Consider the following 21,279-nt stretch of genomic DNA (forward strand, 5'->3'; position numbering starts at 1 on the left):
AATGCAAACCATAGAATCCATAGCGACCGATTACCGTCGACGGGCAGAACAGGCCGAAGCGAACCTGAAACAAGTGCAGCGACAGATTTACCGCATCAGCCTGCTACGCGTGGTGCTGTTTGTGGGTGGCATTGCTACCGCCATCTGCCTGCGCCACGACGGTTGGATGGCATGGGGCGGCGCACTGGCCGTCACGATGCTGCCCTTTCTCGCCTTGGTGAAATACCACAACCGCCTGTTTCAACGCAAAGATTACGCAGAGAAAGAAGCCGAAGTGAACCACCAAGAACTGGCTGCCTTAGACTACGACACTTCGGCCTTCGCCGACGGAAACGAATACAACGACCCGGCACATCTCTATGCCTTCGACCTCGATGTCTACGGCCCGCACTCACTCTTCCAATACCTCAACCGCACCTGCACACAACCCGGCAAGACACGCCTCGCCGCCTGGCTGGGACAACACCTGGAGGATAAAGCTGCGATAGAAAAACGCCAGGAAGCCGTGCGCGAACTCTGTGCGATGATCGACTTCCGGCAGCAGTTCCGCATCCTGGGCCTGCTGCACAAAGGAAAGAGTGCCGACGAAGGCGAACTGCTCGAATGGGCAGCCTCGCCATCCGTGTTCCGTCCACGCCCGCTGCTCCGGCTGATGCCCTACGTGGTGGGAGGCACCAACCTGCTCTGCCTCATACTGGTGGCGACCGGCATATTGTCTGGCACTGCCTGGGGGCTGCTGTGGATGTGTTTCGCCCTGTTGAGCTTCGTCTTCACGGGACAGGTAACACGCGTGCAAAACGTCTACGGCAAAAAGCTCCAGATATTGGGCACCTACGCCCGGCTGCTCCAACTGATGGACCGACAGCCGCTGCAAGCCGCCCTGCTGCATGACATCAAGGAAGAGAGCGGCCGCGCCTCGAACGCCATCCTGCGACTGAACAGACTGATGAACGAACTGGACCAACGAAACAACTACCTGATGTACACCGTACTGAACGGCACTTTCTTTTGGGAGTTGTGGCAGATGATGCGCATTGAGCGTTGGAAAGAACAGCATGCCGCCTCGCTGCCCGGCTGGTTAGATGCCATCGGACGGACAGATGCCCTGATGTCTCTCGCCACCTTTGCCTACAACCACCCGGACTACACCTACCCCACGCTGACAGATGCCACGGAGCAATCGTTCACCTTCCGCGCCACGGCCTTGGGACACCCGCTGATGCGCCGCGACCGCTGTGTGCGCAACGACTTCCGCATGGAACAACGCCCGGAGTTCATCATCATCACCGGAGCCAATATGGCCGGCAAGAGCACCTACCTGCGCACGGTGGGCATCAACTTCCTGCTGGCCTGCCTCGGTGCCCCCGTCTGTGCCACCGACATGACCCTGACACCCGTGCGGCTCCTTACCAGCCTGCGCACCAGCGACTCGCTGAGCGACAACGAATCTTACTTCTTCGCCGAGCTGAAGCGCCTGAAACTCATCATCGACAAGCTTCAGGAGGGCGAACGCCTCTTCATCATCCTCGACGAGATTCTGAAAGGCACCAACTCTACCGACAAACAGAAAGGCTCGCTCGCCCTCATCCGTCAGTTCATGTCGCTACAGGCCAACGGCATCATTGCCACGCATGACCTCGCCCTCGGTACCTTGGCAGACGCCTTCCCCGACCGCATCCGCAACTACCGCTTCGAGGCAGACATCACGGGCGACACGCTGACCTTCAGCTACCGCCTGCGGCCGGGCGTGGCGCAAAACATGAATGCCTGCTTCCTGATGCAGAAGATGGGGATTGCGGTGACAGAATGATTTAGCCAGACAGGCCGCCATATCGAAAGCGACGAAACGTACTTTGACTTACATTTTGGGCAGGGGCAATACGCCGAGCTAGCCCAAGAGCGAAAACAGGTCGGGCAATCCGTGTTCGCGAATAATTTTGCCATCGCGTAGTTCATAAATGTTCATCGCCGTGACGCGGATGGATTTTCCGGTGGCGGGGATTCCCATAAGGGGGTGTGTCTGCGTGCCGCTCATGGTGAATCGAATCATCACCTTGTCGCCTTCCGCAATTGTTTCCTCCACCGTCCAATGTACATCAGGCATTGCACCACGCATCATATTCAGCACGGCGGCATATCCCTCCAGCCCCGTCATCGGTTCGGGCGATGTGGGAGCGTAAAAAATTACATTAGGAGCGATGATTTCCCGTCCGATTTCCATATTGCCTGTGTTGATAAACTCCACGAAGCGTTCCATTACTTTTTTGTTCTGTTCCATTTGATTTGAATTTTAATTAGTTGATATTGAATGCAAATATAGAGTAGATTAAATTTATGGACAAGAGGTAACTAAAAAGTAAGGTAGTTACCGGAAGATTAGTTTTGCTGAATATGAGCGAGAAGATTTCTAAAAAAATCCCCCACCGCACGCCAGCGGCAGGGAGATTGCTTATCATAAAAGAGAATAGCATCCGTCCTTTTACTTCTGAATGGTATCCGAATTCTGATTATATGCCTTCGCCACGCACCGCCACTCGCCGTCCATTTTCATCAGCAGCAGGTAGTCGGTGAAGTCGATGCGACCTCCCCATTTCTCCTCCAGCACGCGCACCACGGCGAGGGTTTCCTCCACGTCCACCACGTCGATGCGTGCCTTGAAGTCATCGCCTGCGCCTACGGTGTCCACATTGCGGTAGAACTGCTCGATGCTGCCGTGCTCCAGCTTCCCGTCCAAGTAACCGAACAGGACGGCTTCGTCAATAAACAACTCGCGGGCGTACTTGCTGTTGCCTTCTGCCACGCATTTCACAAACTTCAAGGCAGCGGCTTCCACTGCCTTGTACTCTTCGATACTTGCTCTCATGATGTCTTGTAGTTTAATTGGTTTATCATTAACGGTTGCAAAGATAGGGGATGCCACATATCCTTACAAGTACCGAAAAATTATTCGGGTACTGAAAAATTATTCGGTATATTCTGCCGGTGGAAGATTATCCTTACCTTTGCGGCATAACATTCAAGAACGACAGAACCATGTACGAAAGAAAGATACCCGTCGATTTGGATTGCCCCCTGCGGCTGACCATGAGCCTGATTGATTCGAAATGGAAATCGTGCATCCTGGACGAACTGCGCCACCGTGCCCTGCGCCCGAGCGAACTGCACAAGATATTCCCCGAAGCCACGCCTCGTGTGCTTGATATGCAACTGAAGGAATTGGTGGAGGACGGGCTGGTGGCGAAAACTATTTTCCCCGAATTGCCTCCGCGCTCGGAATATGCCATCACACCGCTGGGCATGACGCTGATTCCCATTATTGACGCCATGATTGCATGGGGAGAGAAGAATACGGAATTATTTGAAAGGAAGTATGGTATGCAAGCAAATCCTTAATCGGTCTATGCCCAAGATACTGAAAATAAAGAATGCCAACGGCCACAGCCAGTATGTGGGCAGGAAGACAAGCATCCACCGGTCAGCATGGTAGGACATGCGAAGGTGTCGCCCGTCAGGAGCAGTCCGTTCACTCAATCAGTCTAAAGTGCCACTTTACGCCGCTGAAATGGCACTTTACGCCGCTAAAATGCAGGTTTAGCCGCATAACTCTAAGGTTTACGCTACGCAGCCATGACGGGTTGACAAAACAGTGACACTTTCATTTTTTGCCGGTGCTTCAGATGCCCGTTTGCAGTGTATGATGCTGTGGTTATGCCTTTGCATCCGATGTTTCACACCCCTCTATATAAGTTTTTCCGTTCCTTCCCTTCACGCTTTCACCGCCATCTAATTCAGTAGTTGTCAGCATATTGATGTGAAACATCGTGCTCTCACGCATCTTTCACAGCCTTCCGCTTGTGATTTTCTTGTGTTGTCCTGATAAACCGGTCAGCTTTCAGGCGCTTGGAAGCTTCCTTCCGGGATATAAGAAGTTTGCTTTCAAAGTATAAGCAGTTTTTCCCCAATAAACGAGTCAACCTAAATTAGGAAACCACAACGCAAATCCGTGAATGATGCGTGAAGGAAGTATCTTTCACCATATTTACCTTTCAATAAATGAATTAAAATACGGGTGAAGGTTTGAAGGATTTCCGGAGGAATTTGTTCGTACGTTTTTTCCTGCGAAATAAGCCGGGAATATATCCGTTTTCCATTTACAAAAAATCGTTCTTGAAAAATTATCACTCATCTGTATATGAATAGAATACGGTGAAAGATACGCTGAAAGCATTTATAAAAAATGCGATTTTCACCTCTTTTTCAAAAGAGAGCGACAAACTGTAAGCAGGGCATGAAATATCCGGGAAAATCCTGCACACTTACTTATATCCATAGACAGCTTCTACTTTTCTTCCTATATAAGTAAATGTGCAAAATTAAATGATAGGAAACACAGAGGCACGGAGACACAGAGTTTTTGTTTTCTTGCCCATAGCTCACAGAGTTAATTTTCCTTCTCTCGTATGCGGCGAAGCCGCGAACTCTGTGCACTCCCGGCATTTTTTCCGACAGATAATTACAGAACTTTGTGTCTCTGTGTTTGATATAAACTAATTCTTCCTGATTTCTTTCTTGCAGATTCATTATCTTTTTTATAACTTGCCCCCTGTTTTCTGTCAGATCGGTTGGATGCGGTGTCATAACTTTCTCGTTTGATACTTTTAAGATACAACATGCATCCAACGGACCTGCTGATTTTGGATGTTCCGGAGGGCCATAACCTCAGGCTTTGGTTCATTCCAAACAGTTAGATTTGCACCATCATGAACAACCAATACATACTGAAATGAAAAAGACAACATTCTGGATATGCCTGTGCCTGCTTTGCTGCTGCTATTCATACGGCAAGGAGACCACCTGCTTCGTTGACGCATCTTCCACTTCAGCGCGGGAGGACGGAAGCCGGAAACATCCTTTCAAAACTTTCGAAGCGGCAATCAGAGCCGTTGCACTCCAAGGCGACAAGCAGCACACCCGCATCATCATACGCCAGGGGACCTACTATTTCCAACAGGGCATCTCCATCGGCGAGTCACTTTCCGGCCTGACCATCTCGGCCTATCCGGGAGAAGAGGTCGTCTTCTCGGGAGGGGTTCCCATCCCGCCACGGCTGGTGAAAAAACAGACCATAGGAAACTGTGAGGTCGCGTCAGTCAACCTGAAAGAGGCAGGAATCACCGACTGGGGAGAAATCCATAGTGCGGGCTTTTCGCGTCCGTCGCAACCCTCGTGGGGAGAACTGTTTGTCAACGGACTCCCCATGCGACTTTCCAGATGGCCCAACGGGGGGATGATTCGCATGGGAAAAGTCATAGATCCCGGCTCCGTGCCGCGGAACGGAGAGATGGACAACCGGGGAGCCATCATGGAATATGACTCGCTGCGCATCTCGTCATGGCACTTTACAGACAATATCTGGATAGGAGGTTATTTCAACTATGGCTACGCGGACGACTGGCTACGGGTGGCCAAACTGGACAAAAAGGAAAAGACCATCCACACCGACGGAGCCACGCTCTACGGGTTCCGCTCAGGTAACGATTGGAACAAATGGTATGCCTTCAACATCAAGGAAGAGACAGACGAGGCCGGCGAATACTATCTGGACCGGGAAGAGGGAACGCTGTATTTCATTCCTCCCGCACAGGAAATAAAGTCATTGTGCTTCTCGATGCTCGAAGAGCCCTTCCTGGACTTGTGGAAAGCGCATGATGTCACCATCAAGCATATCACCTTCGAATGCAGCCGCGGACTGATGCTCTCGCTTGTGGAAACGGAAAATGTATGTATCGAGCACTGCACGTTCCGGAACGCAGGAAACTGGGCCATCTCCGTGGGTCTGGGAATAGAGCCGTTCGAGGAATACCTGCACGAAGGCACAGGAAAGCCTGTACGGGGCAAGATAGGCAGCCTGCAACAACACCTGTATGCCAACCAGACATTCAACCGGAAAGGAGGAAGCCGGAACCGGATATCGCATTGCACATTCTATAACCTGGGAGCAGGAGGTGTCTCGCTGGGAGGAGGAGACCGGATGAGCCTGCAGCCCGGAGAGAACGAGGTAAGCGGATGCCTTTTCCACGACAACAACCGCATAGAGCGTTCATACCGCCCGGCCATCCACATCACCGGCGCGGGAAACTGCATACGCAATTGCGAGATATACAACACACCCAGCATGGCCATCCTGCTCCACGGAAACAACCACCTGATTGAAAACAACTACATCCACGACGTGTGCCTGGAAATAGAAGACCAGGGAGCCGTCTATTACGGACGCAACCCCTCTGAGTGCGGGACTGTCCTGCGGAACAACTTATTTGCATGTATTCCCGGGAAATACACCACCTGCGCCGTCTATCACGACGACGGTGCATGCGGCATGCTGGTGGAAGGCAACATCTTCTACCACGCAGGGAAATATGCAGCACTGATCGGAGGAGGGTCCGACAATTGCTACCGGAACAACCTGTTCATAAACGGGCAGTTTGCCATACATGCCGACAACCGGCTTCAAAACTGGAATAAGGCCCTGATTGCCCCCGGAGGACTTTTTGAACACCGCCTGAACGAGGTCCATTATACAGACGAACCCTACCGAACGGCCTATCCCTTCATGGCCGACTATCTTCCCAGCGACAGTCTTCCGAAGAGAAACGTGGTGGAAAACAATCTCTTCATCGGGATTGAAAAACTCTCCGACAACCCGCAATGGCTTATCTTCAGAAACAACAAGTCGGACGATGCCCTAACAGAAATCCGGCCGTTTGACAAAGAAAGACTGTTTCAAATCATCCGAGAGAAAAAATACTTCCCAGAGGAGTGTCTGAAGCGAATCGGAATCTGCGATGAATAAAGAGGTATGGCAACCGCCCCTTTTCTCTCCCCCGACATTCCGAACCTTTTCACCAGATTCCCCACGGCCTGCATCCACATTCCTAACAAGCAGCCGGGACGAACCTCACGATCCGCCCCGGCTTTATTCATTTTAATTATGCTAAAAGAGTAAAAAATAGCGAAGGCAACCAGTCTCCCGACTCATTCACCTCCTTACCAAGAATTTTAAATAAACAAAATATCGAATATCTTATTTCTTATGTATTCCGGAAGATGAGGTGATTTAAACTTTCCGCACCGCCATGCCACAACCGCACATACCGGCTATTCCGGCAAGCTCTCCGCAGGAAGTTGCCAGGCGATAAGCAGCCAAAGTTTAAATCACACTCTGTCATCTTACCATTACCCTAAACAATAATACCTGTGAAAACTGTTTATTCTTCGGCAGGCAAGTTAGCCTCTGTAGGCCATCCCCACGTCTGATACAGAACCGAAGTATCCACACTCTCGTCGGGCGACAAAAGCTCTATCTCACGAATGGGAAGAGGCGAATTGTAGTGTGCATTCATCCACGTGTAACCGTCATACAGCGTATTCGAGCTGCTGATGCGGTACGGACGGATGTAGACACTCTCTTCGCTGGAAGAAATGTTGGCGTCGCTCGCCGTAGGACCTTCCACGAATGAAGAAGCCGCATGGTTCTCGTTAGTGGTAGCTGTCTGGTACATGCTGGTCCAGAAGTTACAGCCTTCGGGAATGTAGTTCTGCGTCTTCAACTGGTCCATGGAGCGCCAGCGCACCAGGTCGTTCCAGCGCATGCCTTCGCCAATGAACTCACAGCGGCGTTCGCGGCGGATGTTGTACAGCGTAGCATCCACAAGCTCTCCGCCCGAATAAGCCCCCCAGTCGCCTTCGGCCTCTATGCTCATGTCCGTAGCAGCTATGGTAGCCGTATAGTCCGGGTCGACCGCTGCCCGTTCACGGATAGCCCTCCAATAAGAAGCGGAAGTGGAATTGATACTACCGTCCAGCATATACTGCGCTTCTATGTAATTCAGATAAGCCTCCACACCCCGGAAGACAATCTGCCCCGTCGTGCCCTCAGCCTTACCATAAGTGTTGTTCTCCACATCGAAACTTTCTCCCTTACGCAAGCGGTATCCGGTCTGGTCGCCCATCTCACCGGTACGTGCCGGAGCCAGCACCGGCGAGAAATTGAACACTGTATCCGAGAATTGGTCGTTGAACGGCAGATAATTGCTCTCACTAAAGAGGAAGAGTTGCAGACGTCCGTCGCGGTCGGCCTTTACGTCATCCAAGGTTTCATCCCCCTGATAGCCCGACCCGTTGGCGTAGATAGGCAACCCGTTGGCCATAAGGAAACTCTCCACATAGCCTTTCAGCAAGCCGTTCCAACCGCCGGTCACGATGTAAGCGCACACACCATGCGTAGCGTTGGTCGTGCTGATAGTGCCATAGTCGCGCCACATCAGCACTTCGTCGATGCCAGAGAGGTCATCGCTGGCATACATCTCAAAGTAAGGGTTCCAACCGGTGGTATAGGTTTCGGGATGCTGGTCCAGCACCATGGTATTCTCTGTCAGCGTTGTGTTGTCGGCCACTTCCTTGGCTGCCTCCATCGACACTTCAAGCAGACTGTCGACGTGCGCTTCTACATCGAAGCTATAATTCGGATGCACCCGATAGCCCGGCCAGTCTTCGTCACCCGGCACGCGTCCGGTGCCCTGATGGTATCTTTCATACGAAGCTTCGTAGAGAGCCACACGCGATTTCACCAGTTGGGCCACCTGTTTGTTAATACGGTTGTTGGCCTCGAAGCCCTTATCCTGCAGCAAGCCGATGGCCTTGTCCAAATCGGAAAGTATAAAGTTGGCCACCTCGTTGCGGGGCATGCGGGTGCCGTGTGCGATAAGGTCTTCTGAATTGTCCTCCAAGACTTCCGTCACAATGGGATAATCGCCATAAGTCTTCAGGCGCGAGAAATACACCCAGGCGCGGATGAAATACATTTCTCCAATGTAGTGGTCGACTTCAGCATTGCCTTCACCGTAGAATCCTTCGTCATAGCGGGGCAGTACGGTTTCAAAAAAGTAATTGCAATAGCGGATAAGACTGAATCCCAGGTCTCCGCTATGCGAAGTCTGCCACAAGTTTGTCGTATAAAGGTCGGTATCTCCATCGCCGTTCACCATGTTGTCCGTGTTGGCATCTCCGTTCAGGATACCACCCTGACTCCAGCCCGAAGGCGTAGTAAACAAATCCGTATAATAAGCGATGGAATATGCCGCCAACTGGTCGGCGTTTTGGAAGTAACTCTCAGGAGTTACCTGGTCCAGCGGCTCCAAATCCAGAAAATCATTGCAGGCAGTAAACGTCAGCGCAGATGCTGCCCACAGCGCGGTTGCCATTATCTTTTTAGTTATATGAGTTCTCATGTCATTCCAGTTTTAGAAATTAATATTTACTCCAAGAGAGAAAGTTCTTTGCAACGGATAAAGTTGTCCGGATGATCCATAGGCAGACCCGGTTCCTTCGGGGTCGTATGTTTTCACCAGTTTGGTAAATGTCAGCAGGTTGTCACCCGAGAAATACACACGGAGGTTGTCGATGCCAATCTTGTTGGTCCAGACTTTCGGGAACGTGTAACCGAAGGTCAGGTTCTTCAAACGGCAGTAAGCTCCATTCTGCAGGTAGCGGGTCTGTGTGTATTGGTTGCGGCCGCTGAACGACGGACGTGCATAGTATGCGTCAGTATTGTCTTCCGTCCAATAATCCAGGTGTTCTTCAAACACATTGGATTGCCACATGCCGCCGCTGTTCGTACCCCAGAAATACATGCCGCCCAGTGCCAGGTCGCGCTTGGCTACTCCCTGGAAGAAAAGCCGGAGGTCAAAGCCTTTCCAGGCGCCATCCAATGTGAGTCCGTAGCGGAAGCGCGGTGTAGAATTGCCAATGACACTGATATCGCCGGCATCATCGGCCGTGTACGAACCGGTGCTGATGCGTCCGTCTCCATCGAGGTCGGCATACATAATATCTCCTGCCGACCAGTTGGAACCCAGCGAACTTTGGTCAACTTGTGCCAAATGCGCATCCATCTCTTCCTGGCTTTGGGCTATCCCGACGGTAGTATATCCCCAGATTTCACCCAGTTTCATGCCCGGATAATAAGAACTGCTCAACGACTTGGTATCGTTGGGATATTCCGTTACCACCTGTTGCGCATCAGAGAGATTGAAGCTCACCCCATAGGAGAAGTCACCCACTTTGTCACGCCAGCCCAACTCCAGTTCGAAGCCGTAGGACTTCAAGTCGCAGTTGTTGGCATCGGGCACATCTGCTCCCAGGATGGAAGACAATTCGGGAGCCGGGCCTACCATATCAAGCGTCCTGCGCACAAAGTAATCGAAAGTACCGGTCAGGCGATTGTCCAGCAAGGCAAAATCAAAGCCTACATCCCATGAGCGCACGGTTTCCCACGTCAACGAAGAACTGGTGATGCCGGGCGTGGTGGCGTAGTTAGGAGAAGAACCGTTGACAAACCAGGACCCGTTGTATCCCAAAGGCATGCTTTGGTAGAAGGGATACCAGTTATCCGTGTTCGTATTACCAAGTTCACCCCACGAGCCTCTCAGCTTCAGGGTAGTGATGGTGGTCTTCTCTGCCAGGTCCTGGAAGAATTCTTCACGGGCAATGTTCCAGCCAGCAGAGAACGAGGGGAAGAAGCCCCAGCGTTTGTCGCCGACGAAACGGGACGAACCGTCGTAACGCCCGTTCACCTCAAGCATGTAACGGTCTTTGTAGGCATAGTTGATACGACCGAAGAAGCCTGCCACGGCCATGTGGTCATAACCGCCACTCACATAATCGTCAGAAAGTCCCGTGTCCAAGGTAGGCACGTTGGGGGTAATCAGGTCGTCACGCTGGGCAGTGATGTCGCGTGTAGCATATTTCTCGGCATTGAAACCGGCGAGCACCTTAAAATAATGGCCGCTGTCAAATGTCTTCGAGTAGTCCGTATAGAGATTGACCGTATAGTAGTTCTCGTGATAAGAATACTCCGTCACCCGGCTGGTACCGGCAGGATAACTCGAACCGCCCATATCCCAGGCCATTTCCACTTCGTTGCCATCCACATCATGATAATACACGGGCAACACTTCGGAATGCACATAATTGGTATAAGTGCGTAGACTTCCTTCCAAGTTGATGTGCCAGTCTTTGATAGGCTCGAACACGACAGCCAGTTGGTTGGTATAGGTATCCGTATTGCTGCGGCGTTGTCCGCCTTCTTCCATCTGCTGTATTTCGCTCTCGTTCATGGCGTAGCCGTTGGGGTCGTAAGCCGGCTGGATGGGCCACTTGCGCGATACGTTGTGATAGAAAAGACTGGTCAGGTAAGTAGGACGCTCATAATCCTCCCGCGTCCACTTGGTCGAATAGGTGAACCGTACCCAGTCGGCCAGTTGCGCCGTAATCTTTCCGTTCAGCGTGTAGCGGTAGAAGTCTTCGCTGCCATGCTGTATCAGACCGTCCTGGTCGAGGAAGCTGCCGCTGAACAGATACTGTATCTTGTCACTGCCGCCGCTCACACTGAGGTTGTGCTCCTGCGACACCGCATTGCCGCCGTAAAACTCCTGAATCCAGTCAATGTTGTCGTAGGCGCCCTCGTTCCACTTAGCCCACGAACTTCCGCTGGCAATGGTCGACTGCTCCAGATTGCCGTTCATATAATCCAGGATGTTCTGCATATAGGTATCGTCGAAGATAACACTGCCGCCGTCGTTGGTATTGGCGAGGTTGAACATGGTGGCAAAGTCATACGAGTTAGCCATCTTGGGCATATTTATGCCCTGGCTGATACGCACGTTGCCCGAATAGTTGACCCGCGGTTTGCCGCTTGCCCCACTTTTCGTAGTAATCAGAATCACGCCGAAAGCAGCGCGCGCACCATAGATAGATGCCGACGAAGCGTCTTTCAGCACAGATACACTCTCAATATCGTTGGGATTCAACGCATCCAAATCCCCCTCAATGCCGTCTATCAAGACTAAGGGTGAGGCACTGGACCCCTCGCCAATCGTGCCCGTGCCACGGATGTTGATACTCATGGAGGCATCCAAGGCACCTCCATAATTGCCCACACTCAGATTCAGGCCGGGAATTTGGCCCTGCAGAGCCTGTGAAACATTTTGCACCGGACGCGACTCGAAGACATCCGACTCGACCATCGAAACCGACCCGGTGACATTAACCTTCTTCTGGACACCATAACCTACCACCACCACTTCATCCAACAACTCCGAATCTTCTTTCAGCGTGATAGTGAGCGGCTCGCCCTTCCATTCCACCGAAAAAGGCTGATAACCTACATACGTCACTTCCAGGACGGCACCCAACGGCACATTATTCAGTTCGAACTTTCCGTCCAAATCGGTAATGACACCATTATTCGTGTCCTTTACCCGGACAGATGCCCCGATAATCGTTTCTCCCGAAGCATCTTTCACAACACCACTACACTTGCCGGTCTGCTGCACGCCATGCGCATCGGCCGATGTGTCTGCAACAGGAAATGCACGGACTGTGCCTGCACCCAATGTCGCGCAAAGCAACAACATCCAAATTGGTTTCATCTGCTTTCTCATCCTATCATGATTTTAAAGTGAAACAAAAAAACAACTCCAGATGCTGCCCTCACTACAGCTATTAAAGCCTACAATAAGGAAACAGAAACATCTGAACGGATGCAAAATTAAAGACATCTTAATAAACCTAATTGCCATAAACGACCTGCTTTTTTCCTATTGAGAAACAGCCGAAGTTTTTTTATTCATTCGGAAACAAGTCTTGTTTATTTAGAAATAAACTACTATTATTCAAATAGTTATAAACATAGTAAAAGAAAACAGGGAAGACTTGCCGAAGAAGTATTCCGTAAACAGAGTTTTGTCGATTAAAACAAGCCGTTTATCTATTTTGCATTTGATATACTTACAAAAAATCTACATTTGCGTCCATAACGCATAACTTACATTAACTATGAGAACAGAAATGCAAGACATCACAGCTGACATGGCTCCGGACATGAAAAACAACAATCCGGGAATTCAATTCCGCGAAATCGGAACGAGTTACATATATAATAGTATGGACATCTCAACGGACTACCGAAATGCCCAGCTATTTGTCGTAGATGGGAACATACAGGCCTTCATTGGCAATAAGAAATACGACTTGCAGCGCGGAGACTTTGCCGACATCATCAAACAGACGTTCAGGCTGAGCCACATCTCCTCTGATGCCCGTGCATTCTTACTGTTGCAGACCGACGACTTCATGCAGAACCTATTCACCCAGAAGCCGCCTTTCTCGCCTGCCTATATGCTGCACACGTTCAACTATCCGGTCAAGCAACTCAAGCCGCAAGACTATGCCATAGTCATACGGGGAATGGAAGACCTGCACCAGACCATCACGCAACGAGTCAGCCGATTCACCCAAGACATCATCAGGCACAAGACACAGATATTCTTCCTGGAAATGGCTAACCTGCTGGACAAAGAAGAGGCAAGAAACATGCCTGAATGTTCGAACAAACAAAAAAAGCAGTTTGCCGACTTCATCAACCTGCTGGAAACTGACATCTGCCACAACCACACTGTCAGTTATTACGCCAAATGCCTCCACATTTCTCCGCAGTACCTGCGCCGCATTGTCAAAGAAGTTTCCGGAGACAACGCCTACCAGCTTATCAGCAAATTCCTGCTGAAAGAAATCTGCCATCTGCTGCGGGGCACCCATCTGTCCATACAGGAAATTGCCGACCGCCTGCACTTCTCCGACCAGGCTGTGATGAGCAAATTCTTCAAGCGCAACAAGGGGATACCCCCGCTGAAATACCGCAACGAACAACGGTGAAGATGTCACCAGACCGGAACGTCCGTTACGCCAACCGCCCTCCCACAGGCCAAGCCCGACCGTTTGAGGCTCGTCTGTTTTCGTTTCCTCAAAATATTTTATCCGGCACAAAGGGCGTAAGGGACGTTCCGGCCTCTCTTCCTGAAAAACAGCCGGGCTATAAGCAGCCTGCTTCTAAGCGATAAGCACCGAACTCCCAGGATATAAGCAGCACGCTTGTTATATATACGAAGCAGTGCGCTGACTATCAGGAAGATAAAATCCAATCTATTCCTTGAAAGAAAAGTCTAAACCGGCGTTCCCTATCAGACTGGCCACATGCCTCCACGGCCTTCCCCCGGCGCCGTCTGCACCTCCAGACTGTCGGGCAGGGTTCTCTACAAATTATTTTTCTGAAAGAAAAAAACAAGCAAGCGCACAAACTATGAAAGAATATCGTAACTTTACGGGCAAACAAAACGAAAAACCTTATGAGAAAAGTTATCAATTACCTAATTTTTATAGCTTTATGCTATTGCTGCCCGTCTGTTACAGCCCAAGGGAAAGGCGATGAACTCATGAAACAAGCCCATGAAAGTCTGACACAACAAGACTATATCCGAGCGCGATATATGTATCTTCAGGCTTACAATGCCTATGCAGGAGACAACCTGTACGAGAAAGCCGTGCGCTGCGGGGTAGAAGCCGCCGCCCTTTACCACCGCGAGAACTATTACAAAGAAGCTTTCCAGCTGCTTTTCAACATAGAACAGGCCCTCATCGCCGGCGAACAGAAGACCGGCCAGTCCATGCCCGCCCTGCGCTACCCCGTGACGCGCGAACGTCTGCGCATGTACATCAAACTGCGCAACACAGCCCGCGCCAAAGAACAACTGGACAAATTGGAGGGATGGGCACAGGCCGCACAAGTAGACTCTCTCAACACCAACCTGCTCTACACGCAAGCCAACTATTATTATACCTTCGGACAAAACACGCAGGGCGACAAAGCATTCAACAAACTGGTGGCTCTCTACTCCCAACAAAAGGATTACGACAAGGCCGAAGCATGCTACAAAGAAATGATTGACATGGGCAGGCGGGCAGGCAACACTGCCATGCTGGCACGTGCCTACGAACGATACATGGCATGGAACGACTCGACTGCCGCCCTCATGGCACAAGACAAGTACAACGAACTCAAAGCGCAATACGATGGCAGCCTGCAAACCATCGAGGAAAAGGACCACTCACTGGCCACACGCCAATATACCATCATCGGATTGTGCATACTGGCTGTCATCCTGGCTGCCGCGCTGGTACTGGGAGGCATCGTGCTGATGCGATTCATCCTGCTGACACGCAAACAGAAGAAAATCATAGAAACCGTCAACGAACACAACGCGCAGAAGACGAAGTTCATCCGCAATATCTCCACCCAGATGCAACCCACGCTGGACACGCTGGATGCCCGCCAGCCGGGTGTGCAGGCACTGAAAGACTTTACCGCCCACATTGAAGAACTTTCGGCCCTGGAAGACTCGCTGGACTCTCCATACGAAATGGAAGAAACCAACGTGTCGACGTTCTGTGAAGGTCTGATGGACCGGATTCGCGAAGAGGTGAAACCGAATGTGACACTGACCGTCAACGCCCCCAAACTGATGGTGCGCCTCAACAAGGAACATACTGCCAAAATCCTGCTCCACCTCCTGCAAAACGCTGCCGGACATACGCCTGCCGAAGGCAAAATCTGGCTGGACTTCAAGAAACGTGGCGCGCACACCCATCAGTTCGTGGTGACCGATACGGGAAACGGCATTTCGGAGACTGCCCGCGAGAATCTCTTCAAACCTTTCAGCGAAGTGAAAGACCTGACGCAGGGCGACGGACTGGGGTTGCCCATCTGCGCGCTGGAAGCCACGAAGATGAACGGTAGCCTGTCGCTGGACACAGACTATACCAAGGGGGCACGCTTCGTGCTGGAACTGCATGCATAAGTAATCTCTAATCATATCATTTAAAAAAACTCAGGAACATGAAAATCAGAACTTTGCTTTCCACATGGGCTCTCCCGGCCCTGATGCTGGGCGCCTGCCAAAGCGGTCCCCGCGTGGTAGAGAACCCGCTGATTGAAACATCCAACACCATGACCCTCGACATTACTCGGGTGGAACTGACGGACACGGCAACGATCCTGCAGGTCGATGCCTACTTTACGCCACACTATTGGATAAGAATCTCCTCAGACACTTATCTTAATGCCGGAGGAAAAAAGTATGCCCTGACCAAAGCTACCGGCATCACACCCGACTCGCTCTTCTGGATGCCGGAATCCGGCGAAGCTTCTTTCCAACTGACTTTCCAACCGCTGCCGCTACGTACCCGGTCGTTCGACTTCATTGAATCCGACTGCGATGACTGCTTCAAGCTGTTCGGTATCGACCTGACCGGAAAGAAAACATACGACGCTCCGGAAGACATCCCGGCCGAAGCCATGCAGGTGGATGGCAATGCTGCCATGCCCGCCCCCATCTTCAAAAGTGGGGAAACAACCGTAGAAGTACACCTGCTTCATTACCGGCCGGAACTGGGCAAGGAAATAGCACTCTACCTCAACACCCTGAGCGGCAATCAGGAAGAGCACACCGCCAACATCGACCCGGAAACAGGTATCGCAACCTTCCGCTTTAAACAATATGGACCTGCACAGGCTCTGATTTCCACACCGGCACACTGGGGCTGCACGGCAAGGATTGCCCCCGGCGAACAGCTCTCCATCTATATCGACATGCGACATAGCGGACAACGCATCGTAAGCCGACGCACAGAAGGAGCAGCGCCTCTCTCACGTTTCTGCTACGCCACCGGCACGTATGCCAACCTCAACAACCTGTACTTTGCACTCAGCGGCTCCCATGTCCCCCTACGCACCATGAACCTCTATAACGGCGAGTTTGCAGACTATAAGATGAGTGCCAAGGACTATGTAGCACACGTGGCAGACAAATACAAAGCCTTGTCGGACAGCATAGCCGCCGACACTGTGCCGCCGCTCATGAAAGAATCGATGCTGCTGTCGCTCAAAGAAGAAGCCGTCACTGCCATGCTGCGGGGCGATTTCTTCCGCGAACACAACTACCGGGCTCTGAACAATGACTGGGAGAACCCGGTGAAAGGCATCGACAGGATGACTCCTGAAGAGAAAGCCGAGGTGTGCAAACTGTTTGATATTAACGACCCCATGCTGTTGATGAGCGATTATGCCGACGATTACCTGCGCGCTGTCATGTATGCCGACGATGCCTGGCTGAAAGCCACCGGCATCCAGACCGGATTGATTCCTTCGCTACGCAAATATGCCCGCCTCGCCCCTAAAGTGCAAAATGGCACACTGACCGACGACGACCTGAATATATTCGGAACAAACGACGACCCATTCTATGCCGACGCCCTCCGGCAAATGCAGGCAGAGACCGTCGCCAAACTGGAAGCCGTGAAAGACAAGGCCATCATCGAGCAGACCCCCGATGTACCGGTGGAGAAACTGTTTGACACACTCATTGCTCCCTACAAGGGCAAGGTGGTGTTCGTTGACTTCTGGAACACTTGGTGCGGTCCCTGCCGCGCTTCCATCAAGGCCAACGAACCGCTGAAGGCAACGGAACTGAAGAGTGAAAACTTGGTATGGCTCTACATAGCCAACGAGACATCGCCCCTTGTGCAATACAAGACCATGATTCCCGGCATTCAGGGCAAACACTTCCGCCTGAACGAGCAGCAATGGAGGTATCTCTGCGACAAATTCCAGATAGACGGCATCCCGTCGTATGTGCTGGTGAAGAAAGACGGAACGTACGAGCTGCGCAACGACCTGCGCGACCATGACCTGTTGCAGAAGACCCTGAAAGAAGAGATTGCCCGATAAAGGCAGTTTTTTCCTATATAACCAGGCGCGGACGGCACCGCATTTTACAGAAAAACAAAATCCGCAGAATGCGCGCCGTCCGCGCCTGAATGTTGTTACTGCCCCCTACTTCTTATACTTCATCAGCATCAGCACCGGGTTGTCCTCCGCATCCAAACGGGAGGCGAGATCTTTCAGCGGACCGTCGTTCAGCTTACCGTCTTCATAGGCAGCGACCAGTCGGTGAGCCATCATGGGAAGAAAGGCCGCCACGTCGCCACTGTTTACAGGGAAAGCACACAAATCCACAAGATCATCTTCTCCGCGGACAAAGTCGGCATTACGCACAAGCGAAGTATAGCACCGCCCTTCCCGACGGTCATACACCAGGTTGGATACCTGGAAAATGTCTGAGATACTAACCGCCGTGCTTCCCTGTTCCATTTCTTTCGTGATAACCCGCTCCATAAACCAATAACGGTCGGCCATCACCCCTATCCCCAACATCCGGTCGAAGTCTTCGGTGGTCTTCCTCAACAAAAAAGGCTCCATGCGTTGCCCATCTGTCAGGTAATTATAGACAGTGTCCGACGAGGTTTCCACCAGCAGCCAGTTTCCCCGGTTGGGTACAATAGCCGGCAAATGGGAAACCAACATCGACACCATCCTTCCGTTCTCCCGTCGCAGCGAAACCGGTGCATGTATTTCATCGAAAGATACAGGCAGGGGGCGAACGACCTTACCGTCTGTTTTCGAAATAAGGAAGTGATAATAAGGTTTGTCGCGCGGTTCGCCGTCTTTCAGGTAAATGGACTTGTCATAGACCATCAGATGCTGCTCGTCATAATTGTCCACGAAGCCATAGTCGGCCTCAGCCGCATAAGGAAGGCTACGCCTGAAACTGCCGTCACGCATGCTATACACCTGTATCTTCCGTCCGGCACTGTCTATCACAAACAGTTCGTCGTTGGCATCGTCCGGGATAACGTCATCAGCACAGGAGTAATCTTCCGGTCCTTTCCCCAACTGATTCATCTTCAGCAATCCTTTACCCGTTCTCCGGTCAAACAAGATTATACTTCCCACTTCGTGCATCGGGTCGACGGTCACGATGTAATGCCCGCTCACGGCTAACACGAATCCACCTACCAAAAACTCATCGTTCGTCTCCAGTGGCACATACTCCACATCGAAGAGGTCCTGCGCCACAAATTCTTTCTCAGGATAGTCTTTGCTCAAGTCAATGACGGGCAATGCCTCTGGCGCTCCCGCCTGCCGGCAACCCGCAAGAACCAACAGCGCCATGATACCTAACCACTTTCTCTTTCTCATAAAAGACTTATTGTTTATGGGGAAAATGTTGAGACGTCACCTGATGGCGTCCCAACTCCACCCGATGGTTATTTTCATTGATGGTATGGTAGCATCTCTACCGCATCGCTTCCACTTCGTCCGGCGTCAACGGAATCTTCTTGCCCAGGCGGCGGGCACCGGTCTCGGTGATGAGGTAGTCTTCTTCGTTGCGGATGCCGCCGAAGTGACGGTATTCCTCCACCTTATCGTAATTGATGAAGTCCGTAAACTTGCCCTGACCGCGCCACAGGTCGATGAGTTCGGGGATGAAGTAGATGCCCGGCTCCACGGTGTGCACAAAGCCCGGTTGCAGGGGGATGGCCAGCCGCTGGCTCTTGCGGCCGAACTGCGTGCTCTTGGGCTGGCCGTCGTAGCCCACCCAGATTTCGCCCAGGTTCTCCATGTCGTGCACATCCAGTCCCATCATATGACCCAGTCCGTGGGGATAGAACAGCGCGTGGGCGCCTTCGCGCACGGCATCTTCGGCATTGCCCTTCATCAGGCCCAGTTCCTTCAGTCCCTCCACCATGACGCGGGCCGAAAGGTCATAGACATCCATATAGGGAATGCCGGGTCGCAGAGCCTTGACGCTCTCCAAGTGCATGGCGTTCTGGATTTCGTAGACCGCACGCTGGCGCGGGGTGAACGTTTTCGAAACGGGGATGGTAGACGACATGTCTCCGCAATAGCCCGACGGCAATTCGGCACCGGCGTCGATAAGGAAGAGCTGTCCCTCTTCGATGCGGTTGCCGTGGTAATGATTGTGCAGGGTCTGTCCGTTGATGGAGGCAATGGTGGCGAAAGACAATTCGCAGTTATGGCTTTCGGCCACGTGGTTCATTTCGGCCACCACCTCATACTCGTACATCCCCGGCCGGATGCAGCGCGTAGCGGCGATGTGCATGTCGGCAGTGATGTCGCAGGCGCGTTCTATCTCGGCAATCTCCTCTGCGGTCTTCACGTTACGCTGTGCCACGATGGCGCGGATGAAGGGCACGGAGCCTTCCTGATGCGAAGGAGGCACACCCAGCCAGTCCATCAGTTTCAATTTGTGTTCGGCGCGGTAGGGCGGCAGGTAGTGTATGGTACGCCCCTGCTGCACGGCACGGTGCAGGTAGTCCGCCAGTTGGACAGAAGGCAGTGTCTCCGTAATGCCCACGGCAGAAGCCTTCTCACGCAGAGTGGGCTGGGTACCCATCCAGACAATGTAGTCAATGGAAAGCTCATCGCCGAAGATGATTTCCCGGTTCTCATCAATGTCGATAACGGCGTTCAGTCCGGCAAAGGAAAGCCCGAAATAGTAAAGGAACGAGGAGTCCTGACGGTAACGGAACGTGTTGTCCTCGTAATTCAAACCCTGTTCATCGTTGCCCAGAAACAGCAACACGCCGCTGCCCACGGCTTTTTTCAGCACATCGCGGCGCTGCACGTAAGTGTCTTTTGAAAACATAATATTTATCTCTTATTATAAAAATAAACAATAAAACTCTGTCTATCTATCTTTCGCTCAGGCGGTTAAACCATTCTCCGTGCAAAGAGGCGGTACAAGTATCTATTCGTCTGGCATTCAGATGCTTGCTTCTTATATACATCCAGTCTGGTGCTTATCCCTCAGAAGCAGGCTGCTTATCGCTTGGAAGCAGGCCTCATACAGCCCGGAAAATACCTCCTGCAAACCGCCCCCTACAACTAAGCTGTCCTGCCCCTGTGTCACACAGCCTCCCGTTCTCATCTCTTTGCCGGACCCCACGGGGCACCGGAGAAATATCTCCCGCTTATCCAGCCCAAAGTTAAGAAGAAAAAGAAAAAGCAGCAAAATATGTCTGAGAAATCTGGTAAATTTCTATATATCCGTTGTAACACATTAAAAATCAATATTATATAAAATTCATGTTGCTTTTAAGAAACAAATTAGAAACAAAACTGTCTTTTTTGATAATTCTGTGTTTTTTTCTTTTCATTTGATTTCATTCTTTGCACTTGGTAACATTTGAGTGTCTTGACAAGCAGACTTCCGACTCAAACATCCCCTTGCAAAATCGTCTGACTTTCCCAATATCTATTTTTGCAGCCAAAAGAAAAAAACACATTATATGGTTCAATGGCGACAGGATAATGCAAAGATACAACTTTCCATCAATAGGCAGTCATATTTTCCTGCCTAAATACAGTTTAGTTTAATTTAGCCTATATATAGAGCTAATAAACCAAACTAAACTGGATTTCGATGCCTCAATCAAACCACCGAAGAACTCTCTTATCCC

The 21,279-nt window shown here is 51.4% G+C and carries 12 protein-coding genes; 6 read left to right on the top strand and 6 right to left on the bottom strand.

Going from position 1 to position 21,279, the window contains the following annotated elements; all coding sequences use genetic code 11:
• Position 1 precedes the first annotated feature (1 nt).
• Positions 2-1,810 (top strand): MutS family DNA mismatch repair protein, encoded by a 1,809-nt coding sequence (locus tag B5F34_RS02495; protein WP_087334735.1) that lies wholly within the window; start codon positions 2-4, stop codon positions 1,808-1,810.
• Positions 1,811-1,888: 78 nt separating this feature from the next.
• Here the strand turns inward: B5F34_RS02495 and B5F34_RS02500 are convergent, their stop codons facing one another.
• Together B5F34_RS02500 and B5F34_RS02505 are read right to left on the bottom strand one after the other, a co-directional pair.
• Positions 1,889-2,278 carry an ester cyclase gene (locus B5F34_RS02500; RefSeq protein WP_204245568.1) on the bottom strand — a complete coding sequence of 130 codons (390 nt, stop codon included), beginning with the start codon at positions 2,276-2,278 and terminating at the stop codon, positions 1,889-1,891.
• A gap of 201 nt (positions 2,279-2,479) precedes the next feature.
• Positions 2,480-2,863, bottom strand: a complete 384-nt coding sequence (locus B5F34_RS02505; RefSeq protein ID WP_087334737.1) for a nuclear transport factor 2 family protein — start codon at positions 2,861-2,863, stop codon at positions 2,480-2,482.
• A 170-nt stretch (positions 2,864-3,033) separates the two neighbouring features.
• Between B5F34_RS02505 and B5F34_RS02510 the strand changes: the two genes are divergently transcribed.
• Together B5F34_RS02510 and B5F34_RS02515 are read left to right on the top strand one after the other, a co-directional pair.
• Positions 3,034-3,393, top strand: coding sequence for a helix-turn-helix domain-containing protein (locus B5F34_RS02510; protein ID WP_087335136.1), 360 nt, complete (start codon positions 3,034-3,036; stop codon positions 3,391-3,393).
• A 1,390-nt stretch (positions 3,394-4,783) separates the two neighbouring features.
• Complete coding sequence (locus B5F34_RS02515; protein WP_087334739.1) at positions 4,784-6,853, top strand: right-handed parallel beta-helix repeat-containing protein; 2,070 nt, start codon at positions 4,784-4,786, stop codon at positions 6,851-6,853.
• 415 nt (positions 6,854-7,268) lie between these two features.
• On the opposite strand, the gene B5F34_RS02520 is transcribed toward B5F34_RS02515, so the two are convergent.
• Together B5F34_RS02520 and B5F34_RS02525 are read right to left on the bottom strand one after the other, a co-directional pair.
• Positions 7,269-9,263, bottom strand: coding sequence for a RagB/SusD family nutrient uptake outer membrane protein (locus B5F34_RS02520; protein ID WP_239448765.1), 1,995 nt, complete (start codon positions 9,261-9,263; stop codon positions 7,269-7,271).
• A 39-nt stretch (positions 9,264-9,302) separates the two neighbouring features.
• On the bottom strand, positions 9,303-12,503 hold the full coding sequence (locus B5F34_RS02525) for a TonB-dependent receptor (RefSeq protein WP_087334743.1): 3,201 nt from the start codon (positions 12,501-12,503) through the stop codon (positions 9,303-9,305).
• Positions 12,504-12,897: 394 nt separating this feature from the next.
• On the opposite strand from B5F34_RS02525, the gene B5F34_RS02530 reads away from it, so the two are divergent.
• The 3 genes from B5F34_RS02530 to B5F34_RS02540 all read left to right on the top strand — a co-directional run bounded on the left by B5F34_RS02530 (position 12,898) and on the right by B5F34_RS02540 (position 17,683).
• Complete coding sequence (locus B5F34_RS02530; RefSeq protein WP_087334745.1) at positions 12,898-13,776, top strand: helix-turn-helix domain-containing protein; 879 nt, start codon at positions 12,898-12,900, stop codon at positions 13,774-13,776.
• A gap of 470 nt (positions 13,777-14,246) precedes the next feature.
• A complete protein-coding gene (locus B5F34_RS02535; RefSeq protein WP_087334747.1) occupies positions 14,247-15,755 on the top strand; it encodes an ATP-binding protein in 1,509 nt (502 codons plus the stop codon).
• 38 nt (positions 15,756-15,793) lie between these two features.
• Positions 15,794-17,683: a thioredoxin gene (locus B5F34_RS02540; protein WP_087334749.1), complete on the top strand. Its 1,890-nt coding sequence runs from the start codon at positions 15,794-15,796 to the stop codon at positions 17,681-17,683.
• Positions 17,684-17,788: 105 nt separating this feature from the next.
• Here the strand turns inward: B5F34_RS02540 and B5F34_RS02545 are convergent, their stop codons facing one another.
• On the bottom strand, positions 17,789-18,994 hold the full coding sequence (locus tag B5F34_RS02545; protein WP_087334751.1) for a 6-bladed beta-propeller: 1,206 nt from the start codon (positions 18,992-18,994) through the stop codon (positions 17,789-17,791).
• A gap of 97 nt (positions 18,995-19,091) precedes the next feature.
• On the bottom strand, positions 19,092-20,465 hold the full coding sequence (locus tag B5F34_RS02550) for an aminopeptidase P family protein (RefSeq protein ID WP_087334753.1): 1,374 nt from the start codon (positions 20,463-20,465) through the stop codon (positions 19,092-19,094).
• Positions 20,466-21,279: the final 814 nt, after the last annotated feature.

It is taken from the genome of Mediterranea sp. An20 (assembly GCF_002160055.1).
Classification (GTDB): domain Bacteria; phylum Bacteroidota; class Bacteroidia; order Bacteroidales; family Bacteroidaceae; genus Bacteroides; species Bacteroides avicola.